This is a genomic window from Pseudomonas sp. FW305-7 (assembly GCF_058786735.1).
The window spans coordinates 1-24,533 of sequence record NZ_JBYSZA010000038.1; the positions used below are offsets into that span (position 1 = coordinate 1).

Here is a 24,533-nt window from a genome sequence, read left to right on the forward strand (position 1 = left end):
ACCCTCTCCCCCAAGGGGGCGAGGGGGAAAGGGAGCTGATCGGGGGCTGTTCAGATTCTGAGTTCGACTCGATGGATCAGGTCGATGCAGGACGCAAGAACACAGCGATCAGTCCCCTCTCCCTCCGGGAGAGGGTTAGGCGGGCGTCGTTCCGATTAGGGGCTCTTGGCGATTTAGAACGCGCCCATGTAATCACGCTTGCCCACTTCAACACCGTTATGGCGCAGCAGCGCGTAGGTGGTGGTGACGTGGAAGAAGAATTGCGGCAGACCGTAAGTCAGCAGGTAAGCCTGGCCGCTGAAGCGCTTCTCTTTCGGCGTGCCCGGGCGGGTGACGATTTCGATGCCTTCCTTGCCATTGATCTGCTCTGGCTTGATCTCGCCGATGTAGGCCAGAACCTTGGCAATCAGCGCTTGCAGCTCGGCGAAGGTGGTTTCAGTGTCTTCGTATTTCGGCACCTCGACTTCAGCCAGACGCGAGGAAACGCCTTTGGCGAAGTCGACCGCGATCTGTACCTGACGCACCAGCGGGAACATGTCCGGGTACAGGCGTGCTTGCAGGAAGGCGTTCGGGTCGATGTTTTTCTCGGTGGCGTGGGCTTCAGCCTTTTTCAGCACATCGCTCAGGGCGTTGAGCATTTGTTGAAAAACCGGGACGGATGCGGCGTACAGGGAAATGGTCATGGCAGTCTCGTGTAGTGGCTGGGTGGATCGTGGGGGCGATTATAGCCATGCTTGATGACCACACGGCTTGCCTTTTGTTTGGCAAGGATTAGGCTAAGCGCCTTCGACTGCAAAGGGAACGCGCGATGACCACCGAACAAGAATCCACCTTTGACGAGCCACGGCTCAACGCCACGGAAATCCGTATTCTGGGTTCGCTGATCGAGAAACAGGCGACCAGCCCGGAAACCTATCCGCTGACCCTCAACGCGCTGGTAACGGCCTGCAATCAGAAAACCAGCCGCGAACCGGTGATGAACCTCACCCAGGGCCAGGTCGGCCAGAGCCTGCGCGCCCTCGAAGGTCGTGGTTTCGCCAAACTGGTCATGGGCAGCCGCGCCGACCGCTGGGAGCACAAGGTCGACAAGGCGCTGGAACTGGTGCCGGCGCAGGTGATTCTGAGTGGTTTGATGTTTTTGCGTGGTCCGCAAACCATCAACGAATTGCTCACTCGCAGCGGACGCATGCATGATTTTGAAGATGCCGAGCAGGTGGTGCATCAGCTGGAGCGCTTGATTGCGCGCGGGCTGGCGGTGTTGATTCCGCGTCAGGCGGGGCAGCGCGAGGATCGCTATACCCATGCGCTGGGTGATCCGGCGGATATCGAGGCGATTCTGGCGGCTCGGCAGAATCCGGGGGAACGTGCGAGCGGCGGTGTTTCGGTGGAACGAATCGAAGAGCTGGAAGCGCGGATTGCAGCGCTGGAAGAACGCCTGGCGCGCCTCGAATAACCACCACAAATCCAAGGTAGGAGTGAGCCTGCTCGAGATAGCGGAATGTCATCCAAAGATGATGTGACTGACACGACGCCATCGCGAGCAGGCTCACTCCTACAGGGGTTCTACGTTTTATTCCCCATCCCAGTAATCAACGCCATCCGCCTGCCGTGCCACGGCGACAAAGCCTGAGGCGTTGCCCTCGGCATCGACACTGAAGTTGTCCATCACTGCGTACTTGTTCGAATCCGGGTATTCACAGATGTCCGGTTGCTGCTGGGTGCTGACTGCCAGATAACGTAATTCAGCCTGGCTGGTATTGATGATCTGATGCGCCTTTTCCGGGCCACCCGCCGGGCAAGCGATCACATCACCGGCGCGGATCGGGAAGCGCTCGGCGCCGAGGCGCACCTCGCCCTCCCCGGCCACCACGTAAAACATCTCTTCATTGACCCGATGACTGTGAAACGGGCTGCCGCGCATGCCCGGCGGCAACGCATACAAACGATAACCGAGCTTCTGCGCACCGAGTTGCTGACCGATTCGGGCCATGCGCTGCTGGTAGCGCCCGGCGGTTTCGCCTTCGGGGGCCAGGGCTTCGGGCAGCGGTTCGAGTTCGACCTGATGCAGGTTGAGGATGGGCGGATGCATGCTGAACCTCGGTTTTTTTGTGGGTGGGCAAGTCTGTGCTTGCTGGTCGGGCAGTATAGGCAATGGACACCGTGGCGCGGCCATCGCGAGCAGGCTCACTCCTACAGGGGAATGCATTTCAATGTGGGAGCGAGCCTGCTCGCGAAGAGGCCCACACAGGCACCACAAAATCTTGGCTGATCAGCTGCGGGCAAATGCCACCGCTGCCTGAAACTGCTCCTCGGTCGGCCGCACGCCGGTGTACAACACAAACTGCTCCAGCGCCTGGATCGCAATCACCTCAAGTCCGGTAATCACCCGCTTGCCTTCGGCCCGGCCACGCACGATCAGCGGTGTTTCCGACGGAATCGCCACCACATCGAACACCGTCTCTGCGGCCGCGATCACCTCAGGCTCAAACGCCAACTGCCCCGCTTCCGGGCCGCCATCCATACCAACCGGGGTAACGTTGATCAGCATCTGCACACGTTCATCGCCCAGTTCAGCCTGCCAGCGATAGCCCAGCGAGTCCGCCAGCGCACGCCCGGCGCGCTCGTTGCGGGCGATGATCAAACCGTTTTGGTAGCCACCATCGCGCAAGGCACTGGCCACCGCTTTGGCCATGCCGCCGCTGCCGCGCAGAGCGAAAGTCGATGTCTTGGGCACCGCATGGGTTTCCAGCAACTGCGCGACGGCGATGTAATCGGTGTTGTAGGCCTTGAGATGGCCCTTTGTGTTGACGATGGTGTTGATCGACTGGATCGCCGCCGCCGAGGCATCCAGCTCATCGACCAGCGCGATGCAGGCTTCCTTGAACGGCATCGACACGCCGCAGCCACGAATGCCCAACGCCCGAATTCCGCCGACTGCGCCGGTCAGGTCCTGGCTGCTGAAGGCCTTGTAGTAGAAATTCAGGCCCAACTGCTCATACAAATGGTTATGAAAACGCAGACCAAAATTCCCGGGACGTCCCGACAGGGACATGCACAGCTGGGTGTCTTTGTTCGGATTCATCTGCATGAAACTTCTCCTTCAAACGCACTTTCGGATGGACGGGATTAGCCAGCCCATCGGGTTCTGAACGATCATAGCGGCCTGTCTGCACGGTGCTGAGCGGCCATGGCATGGCCCGGTAAAGAAGCCGGTACAGACCTTACACAAAATTTACTCAGTGTCCGTGCTGTTTTTCAAAATGTTGCTGTCTTAGAAGTATCCCCGCGACAACTGTGGGCCTGGTGCAGGCCCGGACGCCGGGTCGAAGAACCGAGGATTTATCATGATTCGTAAACTCCCCATTATGGCCTTAATGATTGGCGCACTCGCGGTCACAGGCCAGGCAGAAGCCGGTGGTGGCCATGGCTGGCAAGGCCCTGCGGTGTTTGGTGCGATCGTCGGCTCGGCCATCATCGGCTCGGCGCTGATCAACCAGGACCGGCCGGTGTACGTGCAGCAACAGCCGGTTTACGTTCAGCCACAACCGGTCTACGTGCAGCAACCGCCTCCACCGGTCTACTACCAGCCAGCCCCGGTTTATGTGCAACAACCGGTGTATGTGCAACCGGCCCCGGTTTACTACGGCCCTCCGCGTGGTTATTACGGCCATCCGCACGGCTACTACGGCGGCCCACGCTGGTAACCGAAAGACAAAGCCCCGCTTTTATAGCGGGGCTTTTTTATGACCGTCGGTCGGCCAACGTCTGAAAAAATCTCGCAAAGGTCGCTGTGAGGACAGTTTCAACCGTTAAAGTCGGCATGATTGAGTCGACCGTTCGCATCTTTCGCTTGAAACGGTCATTTTTTTGTCATGACGGAACCGCACTCTGAATCCGTCCGTAAACAACAGGTTGATAACAACAAGGACGACTCCATGCCTACACAAAATCCGCACCGCATCGTCGGCTTGTGCACCTCCAGCAAGGTGTACAACGTTTTGACCGAGCTCAAGCACCTGGAAGGTCACCGCTGCGCCAAGTTACTTTCGCTGCTGGCGGAAAATCTGGTGCACAAGGGCCTGCTCAATGAGCACGAAGTGGTGCACATGCTTGACCAGGTTGTCGATTGAAACAGCCCTCACTGTTATCAATGACCACTATCGAAAGCGTTGATTGTCCCTGAGGACGGCGAGCCCCTAAGGTAGCCCCATCGTTTGATGGAGGTACGCGTCATGGCTCAGGTTCAAATCATGTCAGTGATCGGTAGCGCCGTTCCCGCACCACTTAGGGAGCTGGGATTGCTCGCCTGTTGGTACGTAGTGCGTGACGGCGAGGCGATCAGCGGCCCGTTGACTTCCTTGCCGGCCGCTCAGGCGCTGTCGCAAAAGATCGTCGGCAGCGCGTTTCACGCCTAAGGCAGCTGGACTTTGGGTTTTGTCTCGATGAACAAGGCCCAGCTCGACATGAACAGCGCGGCAATCAACGGCCCGATGACAAAGCCGTTCAAGCCGAACACCGCCAGCCCGCCCAAGGTCGAGATCAGAATCAGGTAATCAGGCATGCGCGTGTCCTTGCCCACCAGAATCGGGCGCAGCACGTTGTCCACCAAACCGATCACGAACACCCCGAACAAGCCCAGCACCACGCCCTGCCAGATCATCCCGCTGAGCAGGAAGTACACCGCCACCGGCGCCCAGACAATCCCCGCCCCCACCGCTGGCAACAGCGATAGAAACGCCATCAACACCGCCCAGAGCAATGCGCTGGGGATATCGAGAAACCAGAAAATCGCCCCACCCAGTGCGCCTTGCGTGATCGCCACGACCAGGTTGCCCTTGACCGTCGCCCGCACCACCCGGTTGAACTTCAGTTGCAGGCGACGTTTGTGATGCTCTTCCAACGGCACCGCGATGCGTATCTTGCGCACCAGCTCCGCGCCATCGCGCAGAAAGAAAAACAGCAGATACAGCATGATGAAAAAGCTCACCACAAACTCGAACGTGCCCTGGCCAAAACTGAACGCCTGACTCGCCAGCACCTGGCTGCCCTGCATCGCTGCTTTGACGATTTTCTCGCGCACGCCGTTGAGTTCGCCCATGCCGAAGCGGTCGAGCAGATTCTGGAAGTAATGCGGCAGGCTGTGTTTGAACTGCGCCAGATACGCCGCGATATCAAGTTTGCCGCTTTCAATATTGCTGTAGAGCGTCGCGCCTTCCTGCACCAGCAGCACACTGAGAATGATCACCGGCAAAATCGCAATCACCAGGCAGATGCTCAACGTACACAGCGAAGTCAGGTTGCGTTGCCAGCCGAATTTCATCTGCAAGCGGCGTTGCATCGGCGCAAACAGAATGCCGAGGATTACCGCCCAGAACACCGCACCGTAAAACGGCAGCAGAATCCAGATGAAGGCCACCGTGACCAGCACAAGCAGCACGGTCAGGGATTTGAATTGAAGACTTTTTACGTTCATGTCCGGTCCATGTCAGTCAGGCGTCATGCACGCCCCGGTTGTTAGTCAGCCGGAGCGTGCACGAGTGCCATCTTTATTCATGGAGCATAGTTGCGGATCAGCGCGGGCTGATTAGCGAACCGGCAGGTTGATGATCTGCGCGGTGCTCAGCACGTCACCAAAGGTGTCTTCGACTTCCGCCAGCGCCGCGTTGTGCAGTGAATCCTTGTCGATGGAAGCACCATTGGCACGAGTGATTGCGCGGGTCGCCGAGGCATCCGACGCGACGATCACGTTGTAACCCAGCGGCGCGGCATCACGCGCGGCACCGGCGACGCAGGCGTGGGTCATCAGGCCGGCGATGATTACGGTTTCAATTCCGGATTTCTTCAGGCGCTCGTTGAGATCTGTGCTGCCGAACACGCTGACCGTGGTCTTTTGCAGCACAACATCGTTGGCGCGTGGCTGCATGTCCTTATGAAACTTCACCGTTTCGCCATCGAGGGCAAACACCGCCGAACCGGCCGGGGCGACATGCTGAACGTGGTAGACCGGGATCTTGTGGCGATCGGCGAAGGCAATCAGCTCGCGGGTTTTCGCCAGTGCGGCGGCACCGTCGGGGATTGGCATCTTGCCGGTGAAGTATTCGTTCTGGAAATCGATCACCAACAGTGCGGATTTACCCGCCGGCAAATGATCGGTCGGCGTGGCGCCGGACATCGCCCGGATGGTCGGCTGGCTGTCCGCCACAGCGGCGGCGCTGGCCAACACACCGGAAAATGCACAAGCGGCAAGAAAACGACGGGTAAAACGTTGCATGGGACTTTCCTTTTGCTATCGAGTGGGTGGGCAAAGGTTAGCGCGCATCGCCCCATCGAACACAGCGCAACCGGCACATGATCTGTGCTGTTTTTGCACAGATTCCCGCCACTCGCTGAAACATAGATCCAGATCAACAAAGCCGATCTGCAAGCGCATTACCCTGCCGCGCTTTTGCGATCGACGCCGCCATGAACCCCACGCCTGCCCTCGCCGCCCCGGAACTGCTCGCCCCCGCCGGCACCCTGAAAAACATGCGTTATGCCTTCGCCTACGGCGCCGATGCGGTCTACGCCGGCCAGCCCCGTTACAGCCTGCGAGTGCGCAACAATGAGTTCGATCACGCCAATCTGGCACTGGGCATTCGCGAGGCGCAGAGGCAGGGCAAGCGTTTCTATGTGGTGGTCAACATCGCCCCGCACAACGCCAAACTGAAGACCTTTCTCAAGGACCTGGCACCGGTCATCGAGATGGCGCCGGATGCGCTGATCATGTCTGACCCGGGGCTGATCATGCTGGTGCGCCGGCATTTCCCACAGATGCCGATCCACCTCTCGGTGCAGGCCAACACGGTGAACTGGGCCAGCGTTGAGTTCTGGCAGTTACAGGGTCTGAGCCGGATCATCCTGTCGCGGGAATTGTCGCTGGAGGAAATAGGCGAAATCCGCGAACAGGTGCCGGGCATGGAGCTGGAAGTGTTTGTCCACGGCGCACTGTGCATGGCCTATTCCGGGCGCTGCCTGCTGTCGGGGTACATGAACAAGCGCGATGCCAATCAGGGCACCTGCACCAACGCCTGCCGCTGGAAATACTCGGCCCAGGAGGCCACGGAAAACCAGCTCGGCGAGATCGTCCAGATCTTTCAGCCCGAACCGACCCTGGGCCTCGGCGCGCCAACCGACCAGGTGTTCCTGTTGCAGGAAGCCAACCGCCCCGACGAACTGATGCCGGCCTTCGAAGACGAGCACGGCACCTACATCATGAACGCCAAGGACCTGCGCGCAGTGCAGCATGTCGAACGCCTGACACGCATGGGCGTGCACTCATTGAAGATCGAGGGCCGGACCAAATCGCACTTCTATTGCGCGCGCACCACTCAGGTCTATCGGCGGGCCATCGATGATGCAGTGGCCGGGCGCGAGTTTGATCGAAGTTTGATGCTTGATCTGGAATCGCTGGCCCAGCGCGGTTACACCGAAGGTTTCCTGCGCCGTCATGTGCATGACGAGTACCAGAATTATCAGCACGGCAGCTCCGTGTCGGAGCGCCAGCAATTTGTTGGCGAGCTGACCGGCGAGCGGCGTGATCGTCTGGCCGAGGTCAAGGTGAAGAACCGTTTTGCCTTGGGCGATCATCTGGAATTGATGACGCCCAAGGGTAACTTTCACTTTGATCTGCATGAACTGCACAACCTCAAGGGTGAAGCGATCGAGGTGGCGCCGGGGGATGGGCATACGGTGTATGTGCCGATTCCGGATGCGGTGGATTTGCGGTTCGGGTTGTTGATGCGCGATTTGCGTGATGCCTGAAAAGCCCCTCACCCTAACCCTCTCCCCGAGGGAGAGGGGATTGATTGGGGGATATTGCAGAGGTACGCCGACCTGGACGCGCAGCGGCGAATCCATAATCGACTCGAATACTCAGGTCGATGTACAGCGTCAGACACCTCGGGCGGCACGGGCGGCCTTCCGATGAAGGCAGCTTTTCTTACGCCACAAACTCTTCACGCAACATCGCCACAAACGCCTCGCGCGCCGGGTGTACCCCGGCGTTTTCATGCCAATAAAACAGGTTTTCGATGGCGGTCAGTTCAGCAAACTCAAAGCCCACGCACCCCGCGCCTTTGGCGTATTGCTCGAATACGCCTTTGGGCACCAGCGCCACGCCAGCCCCCGCACTCACGCAGCCGACAATCGCACCGTAACTGGCCAGGCTGACTATCGGCAGCGCCTGCCCCTGACGCAACAACCAATGCTCCAGCGCCGCCCGATACGGACAACCTTGCGGCCACATGAACACGGTTTTGTCTTGCAGATCATTGATATCGCGCACCGGCCCAAACGAGGTAGAGGCGATCAGCAGCAACTCTTCGCGATACATCGGCGTGCGTTTGAGCTGCGAGCGTTCGACGTCCACCGCGACAATCGCCCCGTCGAGCCGATGACTGACCGTGTCGTCGAGCAACTGCCCCCAAGTGCCGGTGGTGAGTTCCAGCGCCACCTGCGGATAACGCTTGTGAAACTTCGCCAGCAGCCGTGGCAAGCGCCCAGTGGCTGACGACTCGATCGCGCCGATGCGCAGCGGCCCCGAGGGTTCGGCCGATGGATCGACGGCGCGTTTGGCTTCTGCCGTCAGTGCGAGAATCTTTTCGGCATAGGCGAGAAACGTCTGCCCCGCCGGACTGATCCGCAGCCCCCGCCCCTCACGCAGAAACAGCGCTACACCCAACTCGGCCTCCAGCGCCTTGATTCGCGCGGTGATGTTCGACGGTACACAAAACAGCTTTTCTGCCGCTCGCGCAATGCTGCCAACCTCGGCCACGGTCTTGAACATACGGATTTGTGCCAGCTCCATACCCATCACTCTGAGTGAACATTCAGCGCAGTATAAGTCAGTTGTGGCGAATGATCGGCCGCCCGGATACTCGGCGCATCAACCCCTTGGTGCCTCAATCATGCAGCCTCCCTCTTCCGTGAAAATTGTTCTGGCCATGGCTTTCGTCGTCGGCTGCTGGGCCTATTCGCCGACCGGCATTCACGTCGGCCTGCAAGCCTACGATCCCGGGCATCTGGCGCTGATGAGGTTTCTGCTGGCATCCGTGTTCATGGCGGTCATCGCCGCATTCAAAGGCATTCGCTTGCCGCGCCTGAACGATGTGCCGCTGCTGTTCGCCTTGGGCTTTTTTGCGGTCAGCCTGCATCACGTCGCGCTGAACATCGGCCAGCAAAGTGTCAGTGCCGGGGCGTCGAGTGTGCTGGCGCAATCGAGTCCGTTGTTCAGCACGTTGCTCGCGCGGTTCGTGTTCAAGGATCAGATCAGCGCCTGGCGTTGGGGTTGTGTGTTGCTCGGGCTTGTCGGCGTGGTGATTGTGGTCAGTGGCGATAGCGGCCTCGGCGAAATGGACGCGCATGGCTTGCTGATCCTGCTGGCGGCGCTGTCGTGGAGCATTTATTTCGCCCTGCAAAAGCACCATGCCCGCCGCTATGACGGCTTGAGCCTGGTGTGCTACGCGGTGTGGTCAGGGACGTTGTTGCTGATGGTTTATTTACCGGGATTGAGCGAGACCGTGATGAAAGCGCCGTTGCGGGTGCAATGGGCGGTGTTGGCGCTGGGGATTTTTCCCAGTGCACTGGCTTATCTGGCGTGGGGTTTTGTGCTCAGGCACGTGGATTTGAGTCGGGCTGCCATGACGCTGTACCTGATTCCGCCGACGGCGATGGGAATTGCTTCGGTGGGATTGGGCGAGCGGCCGAGCATGATGGTGCTGGTCGGCTCAGCGGTGGTGCTGATCAGTGTGCTGGCGTTGAATCTGGAACAACGGATTTCGCTGGGGCGGACGGCTGGAGTTTGATCCAGGACTGTGCCGAGGCTGATGCCGCCATCGCTGGCAAGCCAGCTCCCACAGGGTTCAAAGGTGTACATGGCAGTCACGTACACCCAGAGAATTCAGGAGTGTATATAACTGCCGAGTACTCCCGCATAAGTGTGGGAGCTGGCTTGCCAGCGATGAGGCCGATGCAGACAACACATCAGGTAAACCAGATGCTGATCAGCGCCTGTCATCCGACAACGGCGTCGGTTCATCTGCCGGCGGCACATCGTCATCCGCCGCCGGATCCTTCCAGTCGTCCGGCCGGTCAGCATCACTCAACGGATCTCGCCCTGGAGCCATCCCCGGCGGCACATCGTGATCGGCCAGGGTCGGTTCATCGGTACCGGGCAGCGGCCGGGTCGGGTCGGTGGGGAGAACCCCACCCTGAAACAGCAAATCGTTAGCCATGACGCACCTCACCAGGGTGGTCCGGAAAACCCGGGCCGTACAGGTTGGAATCCCGCCTGTGTGAGCCGTGCTATCGAACGGACCAACGGCGATCAGCCTTGTGCAATGAAGCGGTCACGGCTGTTGCTCAGGTGCAGCCACATGGCGGCACGCGCCGCATCCGGATCCTGGCGCTTGATCGCATTCAGAATCGCCTCGTGCTCAAGGTTCGCCAATTGCCCCAGTTTGCTCAAGTCCGCCGCGCCCCGTTCGACGGCATTGACCCGTGCACGGGGAATCATCGCGCTGCCCAGTTGTTGCATGATCTCGCTGAAGCAGACGTTGCCGGTGGCCTCAGCGATCAGCAGATGAAAGCGCCGGTCCGCCTCGACGCAACTGTCGTTGTTGGCCAGCAGCCGTTGATAGTCGTCGAGCGCCTGACGCATCTGCAGCAATTGCTGTTCGCTGCGTCGCTGTGCAGCCAGTGCAGCGGCCTGCGTTTCCAGGCCCATGCGCAATTCGAGAATGCTGCGCACCCCCAGCGCCGTATCCACATTCAGACGTAGCCCCTGCTCCGGTGCACGCTCAATGACGAACGTGCCGATGCCGTGGCGCGTCTCGACCAACCCCGAAGCCTGCAATTTGGAAATCGCCTCGCGCACCACCGTGCGGCTGACTCCGTGCTCCTGAACGATGGCGTTTTCCGACGGCAGCTTGTCGCCGGGCGACATCTGCCCGAGCAGGATGCTTTGAGTGAGTTTTTCCACCAGATCATGCGCGAGGTTGTGCACGCGTTTTCGGGCGGGAGCGTCGAGGTCTTCTTGCATGGTCGGTTCCGGTGAGGGGGCTTGCGGATCGTAGCACTGAGCGGGTGGCTGACAAGCTTGATTCTAGCTAGGAACGTCATTGAACTTGTATGACAACATTCAATGCTTATCGATTTCCTCAGTACGCCCTCCAATTCCAAACAGCGAGAACCAAGCGATAAGCAACTACATCATTTCGCCATGCCGACCAATAAAACCGCGAACAAAATCCGACATAGCATAAAAACAATTCCCATCAGAGGAAATTAATCGGTCCTCCCCACTTGTAGGACAAAAAAATCAGGTTGTATGATGTCTATCAACATCGCAACACACAGACCTACCCCGCATAAAAATAATCAGTGGGAGAAAACCAAGTGAAAACCTCCGTCTCCGGGATGAACGAGGGCGTTGATTCAACGCTGGCGTCCGCCATCTCGAAAGTGAAACGCCACGTCCTGCCGCTCTTCGTGATCATGTTCATCGTCAATTACATTGACCGGGTGAACATCGGCTTCGTCCGCGCCCACATGGAACACGACCTGGGCATCGGCGCCGCCGCTTACGGCTTCGGCGCCGGCCTGTTCTTCATCGGTTACGCGCTGTTCGAAGTGCCCTCCAACATGCTTTTGCAGAAAGTCGGCGCGCGCATCTGGCTGACTCGCATCATGCTCACCTGGGGTCTGGTCGCCGCCGGCATGGCGTTCATCCAGAACGAAACCCACTTCTACGTTCTGCGCTTTCTGCTCGGCGTGGCCGAAGCCGGGTTCTTTCCCGGGGTGATTTATTACTTCACCCGTTGGCTGCCAGGCGTGGAACGCGGCAAAGCCATTGCGATCTTCCTCAGTGGTTCGGCCGTGGCGTCGCTGATCTCGGGCCCGCTGTCCGGGCTGCTCCTGCAAATCGAAGGTCTGGGCCTGCACGGCTGGCAATGGATGTATTTCATTGAGGGGATGTTTTCGGTGTGCCTGTGCGTGTTCGTCTGGTTCTGGCTCGACGCCAAACCCCACGACGCAAAATGGCTGACCCGCGCCGAACAGGATGCGCTGGTCACGGCCATCGACGACGAGCAGAAGGCCCGCGAGGCCGCCACACCGATCCGGCCATCGATGGGCAAACTGCTCAAGGACCGCCAGATCATTCTGTTCTGCCTGATCTACTTCTTCATTCAACTGACGATCTACGCCGCGACCTTCTGGCTGCCGAGCATCATCAAGAAGATGGGCGAAATGAGCGACTTCCAGGTCGGCTTGTTCAATTCGATCCCGTGGCTGCTGTCGATTGTCGGCATGTATGCCTTCGCCACGTTCTCGGCCAAGTGGAAACACCAGCAGGCATGGGTCGCTACCGCCCTGTTGATCGCTGCGGCGGGGATGTTCATGTCCACCACCGGCGGGCCGATCTTCGCCTTCGTCGCGATCTGCTTTGCGGCGCTGGGTTTCAAATCCGCCTCGTCGCTGTTCTGGCCGATTCCCCAGGCGTATCTGGATGCGCGCATCGCCGCCGCAGTCATCGCCTTGATCAACTCGGTGGGCAACCTCGGCGGCTTCGTTGCGCCGACCACGTTCGGCCTGCTCGAAGAACACACCGGCTCGATTCAGGGCGGGCTCTATGGCCTGGCCGCGACCTCGATCATCGCTGCAATCATCGTGTTCTTCGCACGGACTACAGCGAAACCCGCACCGGCCATCGCCGTGGCCGACGCCACGCCGAAACACGCCTGACTTTCCGTTTCCAGGGATAAAAACAATGAACGCACACGACACCGCCAAAGCCCCGATCATTACCGCCATGCAAGTCGTCCCGGTGGCCGGTCACGACGGCATGCTGCTCAACCTCAGCGGCGCCCACGGGCCTTTCTTCACCCGCAACATTGTCATTCTCAAGGACAACGCCGGGCACACCGGCGTCGGCGAAGTGCCCGGAGGCGAACGCATTCGCCATACCCTGGAAGACGCACGCAGCCTGGTGATCGGCAGCCCGATCGGCACGTATCAAAAGATCCTCAACCAAGTGCGTCAGACCTTCGCCGACCGCGACGCCGGCGGCCGTGGCCTGCAAACCTTCGACCTGCGCATCACCATCCACGCGGTCACCGGCCTCGAAGCCGCCCTGCTCGACCTGCTCGGCCAGCACCTCGACGTACCGGTCGCGGCGCTGCTCGGCGAAGGTCAGCAGCGTGATGAAGTGAAGATGCTCGGCTACCTGTTTTATGTCGGCGATCAGCGCGAAACCGACCTCGCCTATCGCAGCGAACCGGATGCGGATAATGACTGGTTTCGCCTGCGTCACGAGAAGGCCATGACCGCCGACGCCGTGGTACGTCTGGCTGAAGCCGCGCATGCGAAGTACGGATTCAAGGACTTCAAGCTCAAGGGCGGCGTCCTCAGTGGCGATGCCGAAATCGAAGCGGTGACGGCACTGGCCGAGCGCTTCCCGGAGGCGCGGATTACGCTCGATCCGAATGGTGCATGGTCACTGAAGGAGGCGATTCGTCTGTGCCGTGATCAGCATCATGTGCTGGCTTACGCAGAAGACCCGTGCGGTGCGGAAAACGGTTACTCCGGCCGCGAAGTGATGGCCGAATTCCGCCGCGCCACCGGGCTGAAAACCGCCACCAACATGATCGCCACCGACTGGCGCGAGATGGGTCACGCGATCCAGTTGCAGTCTGTCGACATCCCGTTGGCCGACCCGCATTTCTGGACCATGCAGGGTTCGGTGCGCGTGGCGCAGATGTGCCATGAGTGGGGCCTGACCTGGGGCTCGCACTCCAACAATCACTTCGATATTTCCCTGGCAATGTTCACTCATGTAGCTGCCGCAGCACCGGGCGACATCACCGCCATCGACACCCACTGGATCTGGCAGGACGGCCAGCGCCTGACCAAAGCGCCGCTGCAAATCGTCGACGGTTGCGTGCAAGTGCCGCAAAAACCGGGGCTGGGCGTAGAACTGGACATGGACCAGTTGGCCAATGCCCACGAACTGTATAAAGGCATGGGCCTGGGCGCGCGGGATGACAGCGTGGCGATGCAGTTTTTGATTCCCGGGTGGAAGTTCGATAACAAGCGGCCGTGTCTGGTGCGCTGACGCTTTCAATGCAAACTCCACCGTCCCTGTGGGAGCTGGCTTGCCAGCGATGGCGGTGGATCAGCCGAATAAATGTCGACAGACCTGACGCCATCGCGGGCAAGCCCGCTCCCACAGGGTTCAGGGCTGCCCTGAGATTTGTAGCAGCCAGTTTTTGAACGCGAGCATCGCCGCGCTCTCCGGCCGCGACTGCAACCGTGTCAGCCAATAACTGCCAGTGGTGATCTCGATGGCAAACGGCTGGCAAATCGCATCGGCCGCCAATTGCCGGGCGAACATCAGCGGCGGCGCCAATGCCACCCCGCCGCCCTGCAACGCCGCTTCCATCATTGCCAGTGACGAGTCGAAGACGATGCTCTGTGGCGGCGCTGCCTGGGTCGCCAAACCCGCCGCCTGAAACCACTCCGGCCATTCATCGGTGCGATAGGAACGCAGCAAGGTCTGCTGCAACAGGTCCCCGGGCGTATGTAATTGCCGGGCGATTTCCGGCACGCACAACACCGACAACGGCGCGTCGAGCAACCGCGTCGCTTCGATACCATGCCAGGCGCCAGCGCCGAAGCGGATCGCGTAATCCAGCCCTTCAGCGGCAACATCCACCCGGTTGTTATTGGTCGACAGCCGCAAATCTATGAGCGGATGTTTCAATCGAAAGTCCGCCAGCCTCGGCAACAGCCAACCCACGGCGAACGTGCCGACCGCGCCAACAGTCAACATCTCGCGGTACTGTCCCCCGGCAAGGCGCTCAAGAATCTGCGCGATGTGGTCAAACGAAGTGCTCAACACCGGCAACAAGGTTTCGCCTTCACTGGTCAGCATCAGCCCACGGGGCAGGCGTTTGAACAGAGTTACGCTGAGCTGCGCTTCAAGGCTTTTGACCTGATGGCTGACGGCGGCCTGGGTCACGCACAGCTCCACGGCAGCACGGGTGAAGCTCAAATGACGCGCCGACGCCTCGAAAGCGCGCAGTGCGTTGAGCGGCAATTGCGGTCGAATCATGCCCAGCCCCCAATTTTTCTAATGGCTCATCCGAGTTTTCATCGTTTGTCGATGAATGCCAGACTGCCTAAATTGTCGGCGCTGATCAGCCACCTGACGTTTCAATTGCCCGCAGTCTAGCGGGATAACGCCATCAACACTCATGGAGAGTGGTTCACTCATGTCATTCATCAACCCAAGCAAAGTCATTTCCCGCAGCGCTTTCGGCCTGTTCTTCGGCGCCGCTGCCTGCGTTGCCGCACCGCAAACCGACGAACAACTGCAAGCAGTGGTCAACGCTGCTGTCACGCCCGTGATGCAACAACAGAACATTCCTGGCCTGGCCATCGCCCTGACCGTCAACGGTAAGGCGCATTACTTTAACTACGGCGTCGCCGCCAAGGACACCGGGCAGAAAGTCAGCGAAAACACCCTGTTTGAAATTGGCTCGGTGAGCAAAACCTTCACCGCAACGCTCGCCGGCTACGCCCAGGCGACGGGCAAACTGGACCTGTCGACCAAGGCCAGTCAACTCTGGCCGGAACTCAAAGACAGTGCCTTCGACAACATCAGCGTGCTGCAACTGGGCACCTACAGCGCCGGCGGTTTGCCGCTGCAATTCCCTGCAGAGGCGGATTCGGCGGACAAGATGCTCGGCTATTACCAACAATGGAAACCGGCTTATCCGCCAGGTAGTCATCGTCAGTATTCCAATCCGAGCCTGGGTTTGTTCGGTTACCTGACCGCAAAGAGCCTTGGCCAGCCGTTTGATCAGGCCATGAGCGAAACCCTGCTGCCGAAACTGGGCCTCAAACACACCTACATTCAAGTGCCCGCATCCGAAGAGCACCTGTATGCCAAGGGATATGACAAGCAGGATCAACCGGTTCGCGTGAGTCCGGGAGCATTGGATTCCGAAGCCTACGGCATCAAAACCAGCGCGGCGGACATGCTCCGTTACGTCGAAGCCAACCTGAAACCGGCGAGACTGCAACAGCCGCTGCAAAACGCCGTCGCCGCGACCCACACCGGTTACTACAGCGTGGGCGACATGACCCAAGGCCTGGGCTGGGAGCGCTATGCCTACCCGATCAGCCTGAGCAAACTGCAGGCCGGCAACTCGACAAAGATGGTGACGGACGCGCACAAGGCCAATTGGCTGAATCCGCCACAGCCTGAACCGGCCAATGTGCTGTACAACAAAACCGGCGCGACCGGAGGTTTTGGCGCGTACGTGGCGTTTGTGCCGTCGAAGGATCTGGGCATCGTGATCCTGGCCAACAAGAATTACCCGAATGCGGAACGGGTGAAGATTGCGCATGAAATCTTCAGCGCTCTGAAGGACTGACCCTCACCACAGGGTTCTCTACTCACAAAAAAAATGGGCGACCTCTTGAGGTCGCCCATTTTGTTTCAGCGCTTAAAGCTGCGCCTGCAACCGCCACCCGATGACATCCATCAAGTCACAACTGTCACGCAACGGAATCGCCAACACCCGGGCGAAATCCTGCAACAGCAGCGCATCGTGTCCCTTGCCCTCTTCCAGCGACAGGGTTTCCATCAACTGCGTCACGCAGCGCAAGCGATACGCCGCCGTGCCGTGCAACACGTCGATGGGCGCTTCGCTGTCGATCAGCAGGCATGGAATCTTGCAGTCGATACCGGTGATGGGAATGTAGCGCGCCATGGTTGAACCTCCGTGTTCAATGTTGAGTTGCGATGTGCAGTGGGTCGAGATTGTCCAGTGCGCGGTTGACCAGCAACTCGCCAATCACGGCCAACTGCTGAATCGCCAAGGCGAGGCTGCGCTGGGAATCGTCCAGTTTGCAGGCCATGTCGGTGGTCAGAACGTTAAGTGAGGCGAGGGTTTCGCAGGCGTGGGTGAGTAGCGTGGGGGTGTCGATATCGGGGCGGAGGGTGAAGACGTAGCTGACGGGATCGGGGTGATTGGGGGCGCGGAGGCGATTGTTGCGGGAGTCGAAGGATCCTGAATCGGTTGATGATTCGGGAGGATTCGGAGTGTGTTTTTTCATAAGTGAAGACCTCAATTTATTGAAGAAAAAACTGCCGAACTCACTTCCACGAGAGGGTGGCAGCTTTGCGCAGGTGTGGAAGTCCGGGTGAGGCCGAGGAACCCGGTGCACTCGTGAGTGCTCCTGCGCATAGCTGCCATAAGCAAACAATGTTGGCATAAAAAACACCAACATGTGTTTACAGGCGCACATGCGCTCACGACCATCCCGGACTTCCACATCCGACCACTGTTTTTTTCAGTGGCCAAAGAAGGTTATCCCCCTGCCCCACAACGCACCAGTTCACCAACGCCGCGCGTCTTGCAGGAAATATCCGCGGTAGACGCAGGCCTTTGCCTCAGACATTTCTGTAGGAATATGCTGCAACGAATTTTGAGGAGCGACTGAATTTGTTGTATCTACACTGCATCGAATCAATCCGTGGCCACGAGTGACATAATGCGCGCCAAAGCATACAAACCGACTGAGCGGCAAAGGGCGTTGTAATGGAAATTAAAGGATTCAAGCTCACCGATGTCGGACCATTTTCCGATTTGAGCGCGGCATTTGCCCCTACCCTAAAACATCACTCGAAAATTACGGTTCTGGTAGGCAACAATGGCGCCGGAAAAACCACCCTTTTAAGATCACTTGCCACCTCGCTGAGCTGGCTCATCGCAAGAATTCGCACTGAAAAAGGCACTGGTAACCACCTCATTGATGAGGACATTCGAAACGGTGCCCCCGGGGGCGTAATAACTATTGGTGTAGCGGACGTTACCCATCCAAGGGTACTTGCTGCGGACGGCGACTCAGAAAGCGAAGTGTTTGTATGGGGTATTGCTCGTGCCAAACAAGGACGCAAGGCTTCTTACCATAGCTCTTTAGGCGAGGTAACACTGCTCGCAGACCACTACCGTACCCAACTTACCGCCAGTAACAAAGCCTCCCTCCCCCTGATCGCCTACTACCCGGTCGAACGCTCCGTCCTCGAAATTCCGCTAAAACTCCGCACCAAACACACCTTCGACCAACTCGACGGCTACGACAACTCGCTCAACCGAGGCGTCGACTTCCGCCGTTTCTTCGAATGGTTTCGCGAGCGCGAAGACAGCGAAAACGAGACCGGCATTTCCGACACGGCACTGGCCGAAATCTCCGAAAAATTCGGCACCGACAGCGACGTCTGGAAAACCCTGGCCAATCTGAAAGCCTCCTCCCGCGACCGCCAGTTGACCGCTGTGCGCTCGGCCATCGCCGCATTCATGCCCGGTTTCACCAACCTGCGCGTCCAGCGAAAACCGCGCCTGCACATGGCCATCGACAAGGACGGCGTCACCCTCAACGTCGCCCAACTCTCCCAAGGTGAGAAGTCGATGATGGCGCTGGTCGGCGACATCGCGCGACGTTTGGCGATGATGAACCAGTCGCTGGACAACCCGCTGCACGGTGACGGCATTGTGCTGATCGACGAGGTCGATTTGCACCTGCACCCGAGATGGCAACGCAGCCTCATTCGGCAGTTGAGCGAAACCTTCCCGAACTGCCAGTTTGTCCTGACCACCCATTCACCGCTAGTGATCAGCGACGCTAAGGATGTGCTGGTTTACGTACTCAATGACGGCGAAATCCACGAACACAACGGCCTGTATGGACTGGATGCCAATCAGGTTTTGCTGGAAGTCATGGACACCGACATCCGCAACGAAGACGTACAGAAAAGCCTGAATCAATTGCTGAAGTACGTGCAGGACGGAAGTCTGGATAAAGCCAAAAAACTCTTCGCCGAGCTTTCAAGCGAACTTCCCGAAGGTCACCTGGAGCTGGCAAAAGCCGCTTTGCTGATCCGCAAACTGGAGTTGCGTCGTGCGTAAGATCATCAAAGGAACTGAGCCTGTATCACTCACTCGATGGAAACGAGCAAACAACACCGCGACTTATCGGGATTTACCAAACGAAGAGAGCCGATCCATTCGCACAGTCTGCATCAGCGAACAGTTCGGTCTGTGCGCTTATTGCTGCCAGTCCATCAACGTCGATGCAGCGCACAACGAGCATGTGCAGGCCCAAGATAAAACGCCTGCTCGCACTCTGGACTTCACCAATATCGTTGCCAGTTGCGAGAACCGCCATCACTGCGGACACGGTCGAAAAACTCAGCCGCTCAAACTCACACCGTTCATGGATGAATGCGAAACCGAACTCAAATTCTATCTGTCGGGTTTGGTCGTTGGCGAAACCGCACGTGCCCAAACAGCCATCGAAGCGCTGAACCTTGGCCACACCGAGGAGAGCAATCGGGGGCTTATCGGCAGGCGAAAAGCGTTGGTTGATGCCCTGATTTACAGAGCAGGTGTACTCCCTGACGAGTTGCCGCAGATTGAAGATAAAGAACTTCTCGACCTGATCCTGGACGATCTACTGGTCCCAAAAGGGCAAAAGCTTGAGCCCTTCTCACCGGTACTGGTCAACGTAATTCGGCAAATACCGGCGTAAAAAAAGGCGAGAGGCTAAATCCTCTCGCCTTTTGTCGTTGGAAACCACTCCTACAACAACCTTCAATCATCCGGCATTTCCGGTGGCTTGCTCGGTTTTGCAGACTTGGTCGGCTTGGCGCCTTTTGCACCTTTGGCCGGTTCCGGCGCGGTGGCGGCCGGGGCCTGTGCGGCGGCCGCAGCGGCCGCTTCCTTCTCGGCCATTGGCATGGCGTCGATGGTGTCGAAGATTTTCTTCAGGTCCACTGACTTCGCTTCGTCCCCCGATGCCGAGAGTTTGGTCTCACCGTCCTTGCCCACCAGGAACACTTTCGGATATGCCCCGGCACCCAGCTTCAGCGAGCGCAGCAGTGCCATGGTGTCCTGCTGACCGAGGTCCTTGCCATCGAGCTGACCGGTCATGTTGAGGATGGTGTAAACCTTGATGTTGCGGTCGGCGACGCCCTTCTTGTTCACAGGATCCTCCAGCGACTTTTTCAGGCTCACCCACACGGGGTCAACGGTGCTTTGCGCGATGACGATCAGCGGTCGGGCACGGCCTATGTCTCCGGCAATCGGCGAATCGTTGTCAGCGGCGAACAAGGGGCCGGCAATCGCCAGCAAGAGTGTCAGGGTCATTGACCTGATGAGCATGCGCATCTCCTTTTGATATCCACGCTCTAATGATTGCGCATCGTGGCGATTGTTCCGGGGTGAGCCGGCAAATATGTTTCGCCTTGTCAGAAGCTTAGGTCAGGCCCGACATTGCGCAACCGGATGCGCGCAATCGTGAGGTGGATTTGATTACCTTGCATGAGCGCATTAGGGTGGCAGTTCTGCCGACGAAACGGAGTTCACCCGCATGCACATCGATTACCTTTGCGATCACCCCGAATTGATTGAAGAACTGGCCGAACTCAACTTTAAGGAGTGGGGTGAGTTCCGGACAGGTGACACCCTTGAGGCGCGCACCGAACGCATGCGCGCGGCATGCGGCAAGGGTGCGATTCCCAGCGTCGTAGTGGCGATCGAAGACGGCAAGTTGCTCGGTGGCGCGCTGCTGATCGACAGCGATATGAAAACCCGCCCGGACCTGACGCCGTGGCTGGCCGGGGTTTATGTGAAAGCCGAAGAACGCGGGCGCGGTATCGCTTCGCAACTGGTCAATCGAATCGTTGAAGAGGCTGCGGGGCTGGGTGTGCGGGAGTTGTATCTGTACACCGACGCAGCGCAATCACTTTATGCGCGGCTGGGTTGGGAGGTGGTCGAGGATCTGGTCTACGAAGACTTACCGGTGACGATCATGAAGTACACTTTCGCCGACTGAGACAATCCCTGTGGCGTGGGTGCTTGTCTCAGCCCAGTGCCAAATCGAGTGCCGCCAGTAATTGTGACGGTTCAATGCAGTGCTCGCCGAGTCTGAGTACCCCGCCGTCGAGATCAACGCTCAGCATTACCGATGCGCGATCTCCAGGATATTTGCGCAGGAGCAAGTCGATGCCACTGGCTGTCTCGTCCGCCGTGCCGATCAAATCCCATAGGCTATCGCCAAGATCCAGCAACACTTGCTGACGCTGCTGATCAACCACAAGCGGCGCATACAGCCAATGGCTCATACGCATTTCTCGCGGTTCGACGGTAATTGCGATGCGGCCATCGCAATGAAAGGTGGTTTCACTCATGGTCTTTCATCAAAACGCCAATTTGTAACCGATCAACACCAGCATCGTCGCCAGGCACGGGCGCAGCACTTCATCGGAGATGCGTCCGGTCAGGTGGCTGCCGAGCCAGATGCCCGGCAATGAACCCACCAGCAAAAAGCCCAGCACGCCCCAATCCATGTTGCCCATGCTCGCGTGGCCAAGACCTGCCACCAGTGTCAGCGGCACGGCGTGAGCGATTTCGGTGCCGACCAGACGGCGGGTCGGCAGCAGCGGATAGAGGATGAACAGCGCGACCGTGCCCAGGGCGCCAGCGCCGATCGAGGTCAGGGCAACCATGGTGCCGAGGATCAGACCGGTGATCACCGTCATCACGTTCAGCCGCGAACCGCTCGGGTTGTAGTTGCCACCCGCGCGTTTGTGGGCGAATTCGAGCAGGCGTTTCTTGAAGAAAATCGCCAGCGCCGTCGCGAACAGTACAAAACCCAGGGCCTGTTTGATGATGGCGTTCATCGCGTCCGGCGCGGTGTGCAGGGTGCTGAGGAACCACAAGGTCATGGCCACCGCCGGCACGCTGCCGAGGGTCAGCCAGCCGGTAATGGCCCAATCGATGTTCTTGTTCTTTCTATGGACGAGCACACCACTCGATTTGGTGATGGCCGCATACAGCAGGTCGGTGCCCACCGCTGTCGCCGGGTTGATGCCGAACCACAGCAGGATCGGCGTCATCAAGGAACCGCCGCCGACACCGGTCATGCCGACGATAAAACCTACCACCAGCCCGGCAATCACCAGGCCGAAATTTGCCAAATCCATTAAGACGTCCAGAAAAACGACAGGAAAAAACTGGCCCGCAGCATAGCGATTTTTCTTATAACCACATATATCGATGCGGTCTATCGTTATGCCATATAGAACTCCCAATCGCTCTACTGTAGGAGTGAGCCTGCTCGCGATAGCGGTTTATCAGTGACCGATTCAGTGACTGACCCAACGCTATCGCGAGCAGGCTCACTCCTACAGGGGATATTTTGGTGAGCCGCAGATTAGTGCACTCGCCGACCCGGTTTGAAGCTGTGGGTTTTGTTGATCCACACCGTCGCCAAGGCGATCAGCGAAAGGATCAGCAGCGCCCACGGAAACGACATCGCGCCTGCCCGATCCAGCAACAAGCCGCCAAACAATCCGCCGCCGGCAATCGCCACGTTCCAGGAGGTGGTGAGCATCGCTTGCACCACGTCGACATGCTCACCGGCCGAGTCCGCCGCCGAGGTCAGTAGCAAGGTGGCCGAGCCGCCAAATGACAATCCCCACACCGCCATGCAGGCAAAAATGAGCAATGGTGACGGTGTAATCAGCGCCAACACCAGTGCCGTCAGAGCAAACACCGCGAGACTGATCAGCGTCAGCCAGCGCAACCAGCGATCCACCAAAAAGCCGATGATCCAGATCCCCACCAGCGAGCACAGGCCAAACACCAGCAACACCAGATCGACCCGGTCCGCGAGACTGGCCTGCAGCAGAAACGGTGAGATGTAGGTGTAGAGAATGTTGTGCCCGAGCATCCACGTCAGCACCACGAACAGCACCGGCCGCACGCCCGGCAGACGCAACGATTCGAGCAATGGCAGACGCTCGTCACTGGCCTGCCCCGGTCGATCCGGCACCGCAATGACAATCCACGCCGCCAGCACCAGGGCCAGCGCCGACATGATCCCGAACGAGGCACGCCAACCGATCAGATTGCCCAGCCATGTCCCCGCCGGCGTGCCCAACGACAACGCCACCGGGGTGCCGAGCATGGCAATCGCCAGCGCCCGCCCCTGTTGATGCACCGGCACGATCCCGCGTGCATACCCGGCCATGATCCCCCACGACAGCCCCGCCGCCATCCCGGCGAGAAAGCGCGAAGCCAGGGTCAAACCGTAATGGCTGGAAAACGTAGTGATGGTGTTGAACAGCAGGAACCCGCCCACCGTCATCAACAACACTCGACGCCGAGGCCAGCCACGCGTGGCAACGGTCAGGGGAATCGCCGCGACAATCGAGCCAAGGGCATACAGCGTTACCAGTTGCCCGGCGAGCACTTCGCTGACGTTCAGCCCTGCGCCGATCTGCGGCAGCAGCCCGGCCGGCAGGGTTTCGGTGAGGATGGCGATGAAACCGGTCATGGCGAATGCCAGCAACGCGGCATAGGGCAGTTTGTCGGCACGGGCGGTGCGATCGACACGGCTGAAATCGGCGCTTGCAGGATCGGTCATGAGGGGTGCGGCTCCATTTTGATCAATAGCGGCGATGGATTGTATACAAAAAACCGCACTGGCTATCCGTCAATGTGGGAGCTGGCTTGCCAGCGATGAGGCCCCGTCAGGTGACATTGTGTTGCCTGACCCACCGCCATCGCTGGCAAGCCAGCTCCCACAGGGTTTTGTGCTGCATTGATCAGCATCGCCACCCCAACCGAACTCACTGCACCGGCAAGAAATTCAGGAACAGCAGACTCTGCGCGTAGTTCAGACCGATCCGCCGGTAGCGCTCATCGAGCATTTGCGTCAGCAAATCCAGGCGCGCGACGATTTTGCTGAACTCGGTGGCGAAGCTCAGGTTGCTGCCCTCCTCCGAGATCTCATTGGAGAACAACAACGGCTGGCCTTCCTTGTTCTGCCGTTGCGACAGAATCCACATGGCCTTCTCAATATTGCGCGCCGAGTTGTGCACAAACGTCGGATTGATCGCGTCGGTCATGTAGAACTCGGTGCGATTGCCATGGGCAGTCACCAGCATGCTGCCAATGGCATAGATGAACGCACCGACCCGGTCACCGAGAAACTCCGGGCTCATCGCATAGCTGAGCGCGGCCAGATCCTTGCGACCGCCGAGCACCGGCAGCGGCTGTTGCTGCTCGATCGCCAGGCGCACCTGTTTCACCGCCGTGTTGATATTGAGGGAACCGGATTTGCGCAGCTCTTCGGGGTTACGCAGATACAGCTTGCCCATCAAGCGGTAGAGGCTGTTGAGGTTGTCGCGCATCGCCATCGTGGCCATGCGATCAACGCTGGTCTGCAGGAATTCCTGCGGCTGACCTTCACGCATCTGATTGAAGAAACCGTTGCCGTCCTGATGGCTGCAACCGCTGAACAACAGCGACGACAGACACACCAGCAGCAAGCACGGTCGGCGAAAAAATACGGTGATCAGGTCAAAAACGCTCGGCATGAATTCTCGAACAGGCACATTCCTGTGCGGCGGGAGTCACCGC

General features: G+C 58.9%; 28 protein-coding genes. 12 read left to right on the plus strand and 16 right to left on the minus strand.

Going from position 1 to position 24,533, the window contains the following annotated elements; all coding sequences use genetic code 11:
- Positions 1-173 precede the first annotated feature (173 nt).
- Positions 174-683, minus strand: coding sequence for a DUF1993 domain-containing protein (locus tag AC3WMT_RS28180; RefSeq protein ID WP_103306618.1), 510 nt, complete (start codon positions 681-683; stop codon positions 174-176).
- 125 nt (positions 684-808) lie between these two features.
- Between AC3WMT_RS28180 and AC3WMT_RS28185 the strand changes: the two genes are divergently transcribed.
- Entirely contained in the window at positions 809-1,453 is a 645-nt protein-coding gene (locus tag AC3WMT_RS28185) for a YceH family protein (RefSeq protein ID WP_103306619.1), read from the plus strand.
- 117 nt (positions 1,454-1,570) lie between these two features.
- Here AC3WMT_RS28185 and AC3WMT_RS28190 read toward each other — a convergent pair whose 3' ends face one another.
- Together AC3WMT_RS28190 and AC3WMT_RS28195 are read right to left on the minus strand one after the other, a co-directional pair.
- Positions 1,571-2,089 (minus strand): cupin domain-containing protein, encoded by a 519-nt coding sequence (locus AC3WMT_RS28190; RefSeq protein WP_103306620.1) that lies wholly within the window; start codon positions 2,087-2,089, stop codon positions 1,571-1,573.
- A gap of 180 nt (positions 2,090-2,269) precedes the next feature.
- Positions 2,270-3,088, minus strand: coding sequence for a shikimate 5-dehydrogenase (locus AC3WMT_RS28195; RefSeq protein WP_103306622.1), 819 nt, complete (start codon positions 3,086-3,088; stop codon positions 2,270-2,272).
- Between the two features lie 256 nt (positions 3,089-3,344).
- Between AC3WMT_RS28195 and AC3WMT_RS28200 the strand changes: the two genes are divergently transcribed.
- The 3 genes from AC3WMT_RS28200 to AC3WMT_RS28210 all read left to right on the plus strand — a co-directional run bounded on the left by AC3WMT_RS28200 (position 3,345) and on the right by AC3WMT_RS28210 (position 4,415).
- Positions 3,345-3,704, plus strand: a complete 360-nt coding sequence (locus AC3WMT_RS28200) for a hypothetical protein (RefSeq protein WP_103306623.1) — start codon at positions 3,345-3,347, stop codon at positions 3,702-3,704.
- 231 nt (positions 3,705-3,935) lie between these two features.
- Positions 3,936-4,130 (plus strand): hypothetical protein, encoded by a 195-nt coding sequence (locus tag AC3WMT_RS28205; protein WP_103306624.1) that lies wholly within the window; start codon positions 3,936-3,938, stop codon positions 4,128-4,130.
- 102 nt (positions 4,131-4,232) lie between these two features.
- A complete protein-coding gene (locus AC3WMT_RS28210; protein WP_103306625.1) occupies positions 4,233-4,415 on the plus strand; it encodes a hypothetical protein in 183 nt (60 codons plus the stop codon).
- On the opposite strand, the gene AC3WMT_RS28215 is transcribed toward AC3WMT_RS28210, so the two are convergent.
- Positions 4,412-5,473: an AI-2E family transporter gene (locus tag AC3WMT_RS28215; protein ID WP_103306626.1), complete on the minus strand. Its 1,062-nt coding sequence runs from the start codon at positions 5,471-5,473 to the stop codon at positions 4,412-4,414. The two genes, AC3WMT_RS28210 and AC3WMT_RS28215, sit on opposite strands and share 4 nt — an antisense overlap.
- Positions 5,474-5,584: 111 nt before the next feature.
- On the minus strand, positions 5,585-6,271 hold the full coding sequence (locus tag AC3WMT_RS28220) for a cysteine hydrolase family protein (RefSeq protein ID WP_103306627.1): 687 nt from the start codon (positions 6,269-6,271) through the stop codon (positions 5,585-5,587).
- A 191-nt stretch (positions 6,272-6,462) separates the two neighbouring features.
- On the opposite strand from AC3WMT_RS28220, the gene trhP reads away from it, so the two are divergent.
- Positions 6,463-7,800: a prephenate-dependent tRNA uridine(34) hydroxylase TrhP gene (gene trhP, locus AC3WMT_RS28225; protein ID WP_103306628.1), complete on the plus strand. Its 1,338-nt coding sequence runs from the start codon at positions 6,463-6,465 to the stop codon at positions 7,798-7,800.
- A gap of 178 nt (positions 7,801-7,978) precedes the next feature.
- Here the strand turns inward: trhP and AC3WMT_RS28230 are convergent, their stop codons facing one another.
- Positions 7,979-8,845 carry a LysR family transcriptional regulator gene (locus AC3WMT_RS28230; RefSeq protein WP_103306629.1) on the minus strand — a complete coding sequence of 289 codons (867 nt, stop codon included), beginning with the start codon at positions 8,843-8,845 and terminating at the stop codon, positions 7,979-7,981.
- A 100-nt stretch (positions 8,846-8,945) separates the two neighbouring features.
- Here AC3WMT_RS28230 and AC3WMT_RS28235 point away from each other — a divergent pair, with 100 nt between their 5' ends.
- Positions 8,946-9,842, plus strand: a complete 897-nt coding sequence (locus AC3WMT_RS28235) for a DMT family transporter (protein WP_103306630.1) — start codon at positions 8,946-8,948, stop codon at positions 9,840-9,842.
- 198 nt (positions 9,843-10,040) lie between these two features.
- Here the strand turns inward: AC3WMT_RS28235 and AC3WMT_RS28240 are convergent, their stop codons facing one another.
- The gene (locus tag AC3WMT_RS28240) at positions 10,041-10,271 is read right to left on the minus strand and encodes a hypothetical protein (RefSeq protein WP_103306631.1); all 231 of its coding nucleotides are present in this window, start codon (positions 10,269-10,271) and stop codon (positions 10,041-10,043) included.
- Between the two features lie 92 nt (positions 10,272-10,363).
- A complete protein-coding gene (locus tag AC3WMT_RS28245) occupies positions 10,364-11,077 on the minus strand; it encodes a FadR/GntR family transcriptional regulator (protein ID WP_103306632.1) in 714 nt (237 codons plus the stop codon).
- A 356-nt stretch (positions 11,078-11,433) separates the two neighbouring features.
- Between AC3WMT_RS28245 and AC3WMT_RS28250 the strand changes: the two genes are divergently transcribed.
- Both AC3WMT_RS28250 and gudD read left to right on the plus strand, forming a co-directional pair.
- On the plus strand, positions 11,434-12,780 hold the full coding sequence (locus AC3WMT_RS28250; protein ID WP_103306633.1) for an MFS transporter: 1,347 nt from the start codon (positions 11,434-11,436) through the stop codon (positions 12,778-12,780).
- A 25-nt stretch (positions 12,781-12,805) separates the two neighbouring features.
- Positions 12,806-14,149 (plus strand): glucarate dehydratase, encoded by a 1,344-nt coding sequence (gudD, locus tag AC3WMT_RS28255; protein WP_103306634.1) that lies wholly within the window; start codon positions 12,806-12,808, stop codon positions 14,147-14,149.
- Positions 14,150-14,269: 120 nt separating this feature from the next.
- On the opposite strand, the gene AC3WMT_RS28260 is transcribed toward gudD, so the two are convergent.
- Positions 14,270-15,148 carry a LysR family transcriptional regulator gene (locus tag AC3WMT_RS28260; protein ID WP_103306635.1) on the minus strand — a complete coding sequence of 293 codons (879 nt, stop codon included), beginning with the start codon at positions 15,146-15,148 and terminating at the stop codon, positions 14,270-14,272.
- A gap of 160 nt (positions 15,149-15,308) precedes the next feature.
- Here AC3WMT_RS28260 and ampC point away from each other — a divergent pair, with 160 nt between their 5' ends.
- Positions 15,309-16,475 (plus strand): class C beta-lactamase, encoded by a 1,167-nt coding sequence (gene ampC / locus AC3WMT_RS28265; protein ID WP_103306636.1) that lies wholly within the window; start codon positions 15,309-15,311, stop codon positions 16,473-16,475.
- 72 nt (positions 16,476-16,547) lie between these two features.
- Here the strand turns inward: ampC and AC3WMT_RS28270 are convergent, their stop codons facing one another.
- Positions 16,548-16,814, minus strand: coding sequence for a hypothetical protein (locus AC3WMT_RS28270; RefSeq protein ID WP_103306637.1), 267 nt, complete (start codon positions 16,812-16,814; stop codon positions 16,548-16,550).
- A 16-nt stretch (positions 16,815-16,830) separates the two neighbouring features.
- Entirely contained in the window at positions 16,831-17,160 is a 330-nt protein-coding gene (locus AC3WMT_RS28275) for a DUF6124 family protein (protein ID WP_103306638.1), read from the minus strand.
- 485 nt (positions 17,161-17,645) lie between these two features.
- On the opposite strand from AC3WMT_RS28275, the gene AC3WMT_RS28280 reads away from it, so the two are divergent.
- Both AC3WMT_RS28280 and AC3WMT_RS28285 read left to right on the plus strand, forming a co-directional pair.
- Positions 17,646-19,013, plus strand: a complete 1,368-nt coding sequence (locus AC3WMT_RS28280) for an AAA family ATPase (protein WP_103306639.1) — start codon at positions 17,646-17,648, stop codon at positions 19,011-19,013.
- Positions 19,006-19,635 carry an HNH endonuclease family protein gene (locus AC3WMT_RS28285; RefSeq protein WP_103306640.1) on the plus strand — a complete coding sequence of 210 codons (630 nt, stop codon included), beginning with the start codon at positions 19,006-19,008 and terminating at the stop codon, positions 19,633-19,635. Before AC3WMT_RS28280 ends, AC3WMT_RS28285 begins: the two co-directional genes overlap by 8 nt.
- A gap of 62 nt (positions 19,636-19,697) precedes the next feature.
- On the opposite strand, the gene AC3WMT_RS28290 is transcribed toward AC3WMT_RS28285, so the two are convergent.
- The gene (locus AC3WMT_RS28290) at positions 19,698-20,267 is read right to left on the minus strand and encodes a DUF4174 domain-containing protein (RefSeq protein ID WP_103306641.1); all 570 of its coding nucleotides are present in this window, start codon (positions 20,265-20,267) and stop codon (positions 19,698-19,700) included.
- Positions 20,268-20,475: 208 nt separating this feature from the next.
- Between AC3WMT_RS28290 and AC3WMT_RS28295 the strand changes: the two genes are divergently transcribed.
- Positions 20,476-20,940, plus strand: coding sequence for a GNAT family N-acetyltransferase (locus tag AC3WMT_RS28295; RefSeq protein WP_103306642.1), 465 nt, complete (start codon positions 20,476-20,478; stop codon positions 20,938-20,940).
- A 28-nt stretch (positions 20,941-20,968) separates the two neighbouring features.
- Here the strand turns inward: AC3WMT_RS28295 and AC3WMT_RS28300 are convergent, their stop codons facing one another.
- The 4 genes from AC3WMT_RS28300 to AC3WMT_RS28315 form a co-directional block, all read right to left on the minus strand.
- Positions 20,969-21,295: a hypothetical protein gene (locus tag AC3WMT_RS28300; RefSeq protein ID WP_103306643.1), complete on the minus strand. Its 327-nt coding sequence runs from the start codon at positions 21,293-21,295 to the stop codon at positions 20,969-20,971.
- A 9-nt stretch (positions 21,296-21,304) separates the two neighbouring features.
- Positions 21,305-22,090, minus strand: a complete 786-nt coding sequence (locus tag AC3WMT_RS28305; RefSeq protein ID WP_103306644.1) for a sulfite exporter TauE/SafE family protein — start codon at positions 22,088-22,090, stop codon at positions 21,305-21,307.
- A gap of 230 nt (positions 22,091-22,320) precedes the next feature.
- Positions 22,321-23,535 carry an MFS transporter gene (locus AC3WMT_RS28310; RefSeq protein ID WP_103306645.1) on the minus strand — a complete coding sequence of 405 codons (1,215 nt, stop codon included), beginning with the start codon at positions 23,533-23,535 and terminating at the stop codon, positions 22,321-22,323.
- 205 nt (positions 23,536-23,740) lie between these two features.
- Positions 23,741-24,490, minus strand: a complete 750-nt coding sequence (locus AC3WMT_RS28315) for a hypothetical protein (RefSeq protein WP_103306646.1) — start codon at positions 24,488-24,490, stop codon at positions 23,741-23,743.
- Positions 24,491-24,533 lie beyond the last annotated feature (43 nt).